The sequence below is a fragment of the Corynebacterium sp. HMSC06C06 genome (assembly GCF_001807295.1).
GTDB lineage: Bacteria > Actinomycetota > Actinomycetes > Mycobacteriales > Mycobacteriaceae > Corynebacterium > Corynebacterium striatum.
Genome location: NZ_KV788464.1, coordinates 61,633 through 69,875 on the forward strand (window position 1 = coordinate 61,633; position 8,243 = coordinate 69,875).

General features: G+C 58.4%; 8 protein-coding genes. All 8 read left to right on the top strand.

Annotated elements, in window-relative coordinates:
• The first annotated feature begins 15 nt into the window (after nucleotides 1-15).
• The 8 genes from argB (at nucleotide 16) to tyrS (ending at nucleotide 7,955) form a co-directional block, all read left to right on the top strand.
• Complete coding sequence (gene argB, locus HMPREF3153_RS01370; RefSeq protein WP_005529348.1) at nucleotides 16-951, top strand: acetylglutamate kinase; 936 nt, start codon at nucleotides 16-18, stop codon at nucleotides 949-951.
• On the top strand, nucleotides 948-2,117 hold the full coding sequence (locus HMPREF3153_RS01375; protein ID WP_070419818.1) for an acetylornithine transaminase: 1,170 nt from the start codon (nucleotides 948-950) through the stop codon (nucleotides 2,115-2,117). The genes argB and HMPREF3153_RS01375 overlap by 4 nt, the downstream gene beginning before the upstream one ends.
• The gene (gene argF, locus HMPREF3153_RS01380; protein WP_046646852.1) at nucleotides 2,114-3,034 is read left to right on the top strand and encodes an ornithine carbamoyltransferase; all 921 of its coding nucleotides are present in this window, start codon (nucleotides 2,114-2,116) and stop codon (nucleotides 3,032-3,034) included. Before HMPREF3153_RS01375 ends, argF begins: the two co-directional genes overlap by 4 nt.
• 3 nt (nucleotides 3,035-3,037) lie before the next feature.
• Nucleotides 3,038-3,523, top strand: coding sequence for an arginine repressor (locus tag HMPREF3153_RS01385; RefSeq protein WP_005529353.1), 486 nt, complete (start codon nucleotides 3,038-3,040; stop codon nucleotides 3,521-3,523).
• A gap of 112 nt (nucleotides 3,524-3,635) precedes the next feature.
• Nucleotides 3,636-4,850 carry an argininosuccinate synthase gene (locus HMPREF3153_RS01390; RefSeq protein ID WP_070419819.1) on the top strand — a complete coding sequence of 405 codons (1,215 nt, stop codon included), beginning with the start codon at nucleotides 3,636-3,638 and terminating at the stop codon, nucleotides 4,848-4,850.
• A 2-nt stretch (nucleotides 4,851-4,852) separates the two neighbouring features.
• Nucleotides 4,853-6,286, top strand: a complete 1,434-nt coding sequence (gene argH / locus HMPREF3153_RS01395; RefSeq protein WP_046646853.1) for an argininosuccinate lyase — start codon at nucleotides 4,853-4,855, stop codon at nucleotides 6,284-6,286.
• Nucleotides 6,287-6,402: 116 nt separating this feature from the next.
• Nucleotides 6,403-6,603, top strand: coding sequence for a Trm112 family protein (locus tag HMPREF3153_RS01400; RefSeq protein WP_046646854.1), 201 nt, complete (start codon nucleotides 6,403-6,405; stop codon nucleotides 6,601-6,603).
• Between the two features lie 92 nt (nucleotides 6,604-6,695).
• Nucleotides 6,696-7,955: a tyrosine--tRNA ligase gene (tyrS, locus tag HMPREF3153_RS01405; RefSeq protein ID WP_070419820.1), complete on the top strand. Its 1,260-nt coding sequence runs from the start codon at nucleotides 6,696-6,698 to the stop codon at nucleotides 7,953-7,955.
• Nucleotides 7,956-8,243: the final 288 nt, after the last annotated feature.

An 8,243-nucleotide genomic window follows, 5' to 3' on the forward strand; every position in this document is an offset into this window, starting at 1 on the left:
AGCAAGGAAATAGTCATGCTTCAGGGGCTCACGAATCAAGATCGGGCCAACGTCCTGGCCGAGGCGCTGCCCTGGTTGCAGCACTTCCGGGACAAGGTCGTGGTGATCAAGTACGGCGGCAACGCCATGGTGGATGACCGACTCAAGGCGGCGTTTGCGGCCGACATGGTCTTCCTGCGTACGGTTGGCGCAAAGCCCATCGTTGTCCACGGTGGCGGCCCACAGATTAATGAAATGCTCGGCAAACTCGGCATCGAAGGCGAATTTAAGGGCGGCTTCCGCGTTACGACGCCTGAGGTTATGGACGTCGTGCGCATGGTGCTCTTTGGGCAGGTCGGCCGCGGATTGGTCAATCTCATCAACTCGCACGGGCCATATGCAGTGGGAACCTCCGGTGAGGATGCTGGCCTTTTCACCGCCACCAAGCGCTTGGTGGACATTAAAGGCGAGCTCACCGACATCGGCATGGTCGGAGACATCATTGACGTCAACCCGGCAGCGGTGATGGACATCGTCGAATCCGGGCGTATCCCGGTGGTTTCGACCATTGCGCCAGGCGCAGACGGCGCGGTTTATAACATCAATGCGGACACGGCTGCCGGCGCACTCGCCAAGGCAGTGGGTGCAGAGCGCATGGTGATCCTCACCAACGTTGAGGGCCTCTACACCGATTGGCCCAGCAGGGACTCGCTGGTGTCGAAGATTGAATGTGGCCAGTTGGAAGCCCTGCTTCCAGGCCTGGACAGCGGCATGATCCCCAAGATGGAATCGTGCCTCAATGCAGTCCGCGGGGGAGTCAGCGCTGCGCACGTTATTGACGGACGCATCGCACACGCAGTTCTCCTCGAGCTGCTGACCATGGGTGGTATCGGAACGATGGTGCTGCCTGACAACTACAAGCGGGAAGACTACCCAGCGGGCACCGTCTTCAGGAAGGACGACAACGCATGAGTAACCTAACTGAGAAGTGGGGTCAGGTCATCACCAACACCTACGGAACCCCACCGGTGGCGTTCGTCTCCGGCAAGGGCGCCACTCTCACTGACGAAGAGGGCAAAACCTACATCGACATGCTCGCTGGCATCGCAGTGAACTCGTTGGGGTACGGGCACCCAGCGGTAGTGCAGGCAGTCAGCGAACAGGTGGCCAAGGTCGGCCACGTGTCCAACCTTTTTGCAAGCGAGCCAGTGGTGAATGCGGCAGGCAAGCTCATTGAACGCATCGGTGACAGGGATGCCCGCGTATTCTTCTGCAATTCCGGCGCGGAAGCAAATGAGGCGGCATTCAAGCTCGCACGCTTGACCGGCCGCCGCCGGATTCTCGCCGCGCACTACGGTTTCCACGGCCGCACCATGGGTTCTTTGGCCATGACTGGGCAGCCGAGTAAGCGCAAGGCCTTCGAGCCATTCCCCGGTGGGGTGGAGTTCTACACCTACGGCGACATCGACTACCTGCGCACTTTGGTGGAACAGGATCCGCAAGATACTGCGGCTATCATTCTGGAGCCCATCCAGGGCGAAACCGGAGTGATTCCGGCTCCGGACGGTTTCCTCAAGGCAGTGCGCGAGCTATGCGATGAGTACGGCATCCTCATGATGGTTGACGAGGTGCAAACAGGCGTTGCACGGACCGGCGACTTTTTTGCGTTCCAGCATGAGGGCGTGCTTCCCGACGTCGTGACGATGGCGAAGGGTTTGGGCGCCGGCCTTCCTATCGGCGCGACCATCGCTAGGGGAGCTGCCAAGGATCTCTTCCAGCCCGGCAGCCATGGCACGACCTTCGGTGGAAACCCTGTATCCTGCGCCGCAGCGAACGCCGTGCTGGATGAAATCGATTCCGAGTTCCTCACTGAGGTCACCCGCAAGGGCGAAAAACTGGCAAAAGGCGTAGAAAAGTCGGGACTCGTAGACAGCACACGTGGCCGAGGGCTTATGCTTGGTGTTGTATTAAATAAGCCGGTGGCTAAGGAAGTCGTCGCGGAGGGGCTCAAACAGGGACTGATTCTGAACGCCCCAAACAAGTCCGTTGTACGTCTGACCCCGCCTTTGGTTATCAGTGACGAGGAGATCGCTTTGGCACTTGAGCGTCTCCTCGCTGTAATGGAGGTATGTGCATGAGTGTGCGGCACTTTCTAGCGGACGATGACTTGTCGCCCGCTGAGCAGGCCGAGGTCCTTGACCTCGCCCTCAAGCTGAAGGCCGAACCATTTTCAGAACGGCCACTCGAAGGCCCTAAATCAGTGGCCGTCTTGTTCGATAAGACTTCAACGCGTACCCGTTTCTCCTTCGAAGCAGGCATTGCCCACTTGGGCGGACATGCCATCGTTACCGAGACCAAGTCCACGCAGATGGGCAAGGGAGAGACGTACCAGGACACCGCGGCAGTGCTTTCGCGTTTTGTGGAAGCAATCGTGTGGCGCACGTATGACCACCACAACTTCCTCGAGATGGCTGAGACCGCCACGGTTCCCATCGTGAATGCCTTGTCCGACGACCTGCACCCGTGCCAGATCCTGGCGGATTTGCTGACCTGCCGTGAGAACTTCGGCGAGCTTGAGGGCCGCAAGGCGGTATACCTCGGCGACGGCAACAACAACATGGCTAACTCCTACATGCTGGGATTTGCCACCGCTGGCATGGAAGTGGGGATTATCGCGCCGGAGGGATTCCAACCCCAGCAGGAATTCGTCGATCGTGCACGGCAGCGTGGCTCCATCACCGTAACGGACTCGCTCGAGGCTGTGCGCGGCGCGGACGTAGTCATCACGGATACCTGGGTCTCAATGGGGCAGGAGGCTGACGGGCTCGATCGCCGTACGCCTTTTATTCCTTATCAGGTCAATGCCGACGTTATGGCAATGGCTAAGGATGATGCTATTTTCCTGCACTGCTTGCCGGCTTATCGCGGCAGTGAGGTTTCCGCCGAGGTAATCGATGGCCCGCAGTCCCGTGTCTTTGACGAGGCGGAGAATCGTCTGCATGCGCAGAAGGCTTTGCTCGTGTGGCTACTCGCTTATAACAAGGAGAACGCTTAAGACATGACCACGACACCAACCACTCGCAATGCTCGCCAGGCCAAGATCCTGGAGATCTTGGACCGCACCAGGGTGACTAGTCAGGTACAGCTTTCTGAGCTGCTCCTCGATGAAGGAATCAACATCACGCAGGCAACGTTGTCCCGCGACCTGGACGAGCTAGGTGCGAAGAAGGTTAAGCGCGATAGCGGCCGCTCCTTCTATATGGTCGGCGGCGAGCTCGAGCAGTTCGAAGACCAAGTGAACGGTCCGCGCGAGAAACTGCGCCGTATGCTTGAAGAACTGGTTGTTTCCCACGATCACTCCGGAAATATCGCAATGCTGCGTACTCCGGCAGGTGCAGCACAGTACCTCGCTTCGTTCATTGATCGCGTTGGGCTTAGCGACGTCGTTGGCTGTATCGCCGGTGACGACACTATCTTTGTTCTCGCACGCGAAGGCACAACCGGGGAAGAGCTGGCCTTAAAGCTTACTTCCCGCGCCATTTAAGTTTTATAGGGTTAGTCGTATAATATTAATTCTACTTCAGTAAAACCCACAGAAATCTACAGAATCACTCGGACGAAGCAATTCGGACGAGTAACCCTCAAGGAGATTCATCATGACTGCACGTGTAGTGCTCGCTTACTCTGGCGGACTGGATACGTCCGTCGCCATTCCGTACCTGTCCAAGATGACCGGTGGCGACGTTGTCGCCGTCTCCCTTGACCTCGGTCAGGGCGGCGAGGACATGGAGTCCGTACGCCAGCGTGCACTCGATTGTGGTGCGGTTGAGTCGATCGTCATCGACGCAAAGGACGAGTTTGCCGAGGAGTACTGCCTGCCGACCATCAAGGCAAATGGTATGTACATGAAGCAGTACCCGCTGGTATCTGCAATCTCCCGCCCGCTCATCACCAAGCACCTGGTCAAGGCTGCTCAGGAGCATGGCGGAACCCACGTTTCCCACGGCTGCACCGGTAAGGGCAACGATCAGGTCCGCTTTGAGGTTTCCTTCCGTGCTCTCGATCCTTCCCTGGAAATCATTGCTCCTGCACGTGACTACGCATGGACCCGTGACAAGGCCATCGCCTTCGCTGAGGAAATCAACCTGCCAATCGAGCAGTCCGCATCCTCGCCATTCTCCATCGACCAGAACGTATGGGGCCGCGCAGTGGAGACCGGTTTCCTGGAGGATCTGTGGAACCCGACGACAAAGGACCTCTACGCCTACACCGAGGACCCAGCACTGGGTAACGCTCCGGATGAGGTTGTCATCTCCTTCGAGAAGGGCAAGCCAGTAGCTATCGACGACAAGCCGGTCACCGTCCTGCAGGCAATCGAGGAGCTCAACCGCCGCGCAGGTGCACAGGGTATCGGCCGTTTGGACATGGTCGAGGACCGCCTGGTCGGTATTAAGTCCCGCGAGGTCTATGAGGCCCCAGGTGCAATCGTTCTCATCAAGGCACACGAGGCTCTGGAAGACGTCACCGTCGAGCGCGAGCTGGCGCGTTACAAGCGTCTGACTGACGCTCGCTGGGCCGAGGAGGTCTATGACGGTCTGTGGTACTCCCCGCTGAAGCGCTCCTTGGATGCATTCGTCGAGTCCTCCCAGGAGAACGTCTCGGGCGATATCCGCATGGTTCTGCACGCAGGCACCGCTACCGTAAACGGTCGCCGCTCTGGCCAGTCGCTGTACTCCTTCGATCTGGCAACCTACGACACAGGCGATTCCTTCGACCAGACTGCAGCCAAGGGCTTTGTCCAGCTGCACGGCCTGTCCACCCAGATTTCTAACCAGCGTGACCGCGACGGCGGTTTCCCAACCGGAAAGTAAAAATGCACAAGACCAACGAGGGCGCACTGTGGGGTGGCCGCTTCTCCGGCGGCCCTTCCGAGGCGATGTTTGCCCTGTCCGTGTCCACTCACTTCGACTGGGTGCTGGCACCTTACGACGTCCTAGCATCCAAGGCGCACGCCAAGGTTCTGCATAAAGCAGGGCTGCTTTCCGACGCCGACCGTGAGACCATGCTTTCCGGCTTGACCGAGCTGGGGGAGAAGGTGGCCTCCGGAGAGTTCGGCCCGCTACCGACCGACGAGGATGTGCACGGCGCCATGGAGCGCGGGCTCATTGACATTGTTGGCCCAGAGGTAGGCGGACGTCTGCGTGCTGGTCGTTCCCGAAACGACCAAGTGGCTACGTTGTTCCGGATGTGGGTGCGTGACGCAGTTCGCGACATCGCTATTCAGGTCACCGACCTGGTTGACGCGCTGTCCAAGCAGGCGGCTGCTCACCCGGATGCCATCATGCCGGGCAAGACGCACTCGCAGGCCGCGCAGCCGATTCTTCTCGCGCACCAGTTGCTGGCACATGCCCAGCCGCTGCTTCGCGACGTCGATCGCATCCGCGACCTAGACAAGCGCCTTGCGGTTTCCCCGTATGGCTCGGGCGCCCTCGCTGGTTCCTCGCTGCACCTGGATCCGGAGGCAATCGCAGAGGAACTCGGCTTCGATTCCTCCGCAGAGAACTCTTTGGACGGTACTGCTTCTCGTGACTTCGCTTCTGAGACCGCCTTCGTGTTGGCTCAAATCTCGGTGGACATGTCGCGCCTGGCCGAGGAAATCATCTATTGGTGCACGCCGGAATACGGCTACGTCACCTTGGATGACGCATGGTCAACCGGTTCATCCATCATGCCGCAGAAGAAAAATCCCGACGTCGCCGAGCTGACCCGTGGCAAGACGGGCCGTCTCATCGGCAACCTATCCGGTCTGCTTGCGACGTTGAAGGCACAGCCTTTGGCCTACAACCGCGATCTGCAAGAGGACAAGGAGCCCATCGTCGATTCGGTGGCCCAGCTCAACCTCCTGCTGCCCGCTATGACCGGTCTGGTCTCCACCCTTGTCTTCCACGAAGACCGCATGCGTGAACTTGCTCCGCGTGGCTTCACGCTGGCTACCGATCTAGCTGAGTGGATGGTGCGCCAAGGTGTGCCGTTCCGAGAGGCGCACGAAGCATCCGGTGCCTGCGTTCAGATTGCAGAGAAGCGGGGAGTGGATCTGGTGGATCTCACCGACGAGGAACTCGCCGGCGTCGACAAGCGCCTGCTGCCTGCCGTGCGCGAAGTCCTCACCATTGACGGTGCTGTGGCCTCCCGCTCGACCAAGGGCGGAACCGCCGGAGTACGCGTTTCCGAACAACGTCAGCGCGTGGACGAGCTTTCCGCGCAGTTCCGCGCGTGGGCTCAGACCCCGGTCATTCCGGCCAACTAGCCTTAACCTTGCCGGCCATCTCGAAATCTTCGGGGATGGTCGGCTTTTCTTTGCTTGCTAGGTACCTCCGAGGTATTCGCGGGCCGACGCCGTCCTCTGTAGTGAGGAGATGTAGGATGAGCCCCATGAGTCTTGATCCACAACTGCTAGAGATTTTGGTCTGCCCACAAGACAAGGGCCCATTGACCTATATCGAGGACAAAGAAGTTCTGGTCAATGAGCGTCTAGGCGTGGCCTATCCCATCGAAGACGGAATCCCAGTGATGCTCGTTGACCATGCGCAGGCTTGGCCTCCGCACTCCGCACACGAGTCCTAATTTTCGAAGCCGCAGCTTTGCGGCAAGTCCTAGTACAAGTTGCACGTGGTTCGTGTCCTTCGAGCACAACCATCTAATCAAGAAAGTCTTTTATGAATATCATCGATGAGCTGTCTTGGCGCGGCCTCATTAACCAGTCCACCGACCTCGAGTCTCTGCGCGAGGAGTGCGAGAACCCCATCACGCTGTACTGCGGATTCGACCCAACTGGCGACTCACTGCATGCGGGCCACCTGGTGCCGATGATCATGCTGCGCCGTTTCCAGCAATTCGGCCACCGTCCGATCACTGTGGCCGGCGGTGCCACGGGCACCATTGGTGACCCTCGAGACGTGGGGGAGCGTTCCATGCTCAGCATGGAGACCATTGAACAGAATCTGCAGGCAATCCAGAAGCAGCTGCGCCGCTTCGTAGACTTTGAGGGCGACAACCCTGCGATCATGGTCAACAACGCGGATTGGACCATGAACATGTCCGTCATTGAGTTCCTGCGCGACGTGGGAAAGAACTTCTCCCTCAACACAATGTTGGATCGCGACACCGTGAAGCGTCGCCTTGAGTCTGACGGCATCTCTTACACGGAGTTCTCGTACATGCTTCTGCAGTCGAATGACTACGTTCACCTGCACCGCGAATACGACTGTGTGCTGCAAATTGGCGGTGGCGATCAGTGGGGCAACATTGTCTCCGGTGTTGATTTGAACCGTCGTATGGATAACGCCAAGGTTCATGCACTGACCGTGCCTTTGGTAACTGATGCATCGGGCCAGAAGTTCGGTAAGTCCACTGGTGGCGGCAAGCTCTGGCTGGATCCGGAGAAGACCTCTGCCTACTCCTGGTACCAGTACTTCCTTAATGCAGGCGATACTGTGGTCATCGATTACCTGCGTTGGTTTACCTTCCTCAACCAGGAGGAGATCGCAGAATACGAGAAGGCCGTGGCTGAAGAGCCATTCAAGCGCGCTGCTCAACGCCGCTTGGCACAGGAGATGACGAACCTCGTCCATGGCGAAGACGCCACCAAGGCTGTGGAGCTTGCGGCACAAGCGTTGTTCGGCAAGGCCGAGCTGAGCGACCTGGATGAGAAGACTCTGGCAGGTGCACTCTCTGAAACCACCGTTGCAGAGCTTGGTGAGGGCGAGCCGCGTACTGCCGTTGACTTGCTTGTTGCCTCTGGCTTGGCAGATTCCAAGGGTGCTGCACGCCGCACCATCAAGGAAGGCGGCGCATACATCAACAACCAGCGCGTTGAGTCGGAAGACTGGGAGCCATCCTCGGAAGACCTGCTGCACGGTGCTTGGTTGGTGCTGCGCCGCGGAAAGAAGAACTTCGCTGGCGCTCGTCTTGCGTAGCGCTCGTTAAGAGGAGTTGAACAACGCCTTCACAGCGTGCGTTGAAAACCGTCCACCATCGGTGGGCGGTTTTCGCTTTTAAGCAGGCGATTTGTCAAGTGTTGTAGCCGTGAGTATATTAATTCGAGTCGCCGCGGCAAGCGGATGACACGGAGATTAACACCGGGTTGACAAGTTCTAAACATGTTGACTACGATGTGAACTCCAGCCGTTCGAAGGAAAGCGCTTCAAAGAAGTGCTTGAATCCGATACGAATGATGTCTGAGAACTCAATAGTGTGCCAATGTA

Bases quoted from the DNA above. Each gene is read 5' to 3' on its own strand.
- argB (WP_005529348.1), top strand. From the start codon at position 16: ATGCTTCAGGGGCTCACGAATCAAGATCGGGCCAACGTCCTGGCCGAG.
- HMPREF3153_RS01375 (WP_070419818.1), top strand. From the start codon at position 948: ATGAGTAACCTAACTGAGAAGTGGGGTCAGGTCATCACCAACACCTAC.
- argF (WP_046646852.1), top strand. From the start codon at position 2,114: ATGAGTGTGCGGCACTTTCTAGCGGACGATGACTTGTCGCCCGCTGAG.
- HMPREF3153_RS01385 (WP_005529353.1), top strand. From the start codon at position 3,038: ATGACCACGACACCAACCACTCGCAATGCTCGCCAGGCCAAGATCCTG.
- HMPREF3153_RS01390 (WP_070419819.1), top strand. From the start codon at position 3,636: ATGACTGCACGTGTAGTGCTCGCTTACTCTGGCGGACTGGATACGTCC.
- argH (WP_046646853.1), top strand. From the start codon at position 4,853: ATGCACAAGACCAACGAGGGCGCACTGTGGGGTGGCCGCTTCTCCGGC.
- HMPREF3153_RS01400 (WP_046646854.1), top strand. From the start codon at position 6,403: ATGAGCCCCATGAGTCTTGATCCACAACTGCTAGAGATTTTGGTCTGC.
- tyrS (WP_070419820.1), top strand. From the start codon at position 6,696: ATGAATATCATCGATGAGCTGTCTTGGCGCGGCCTCATTAACCAGTCC.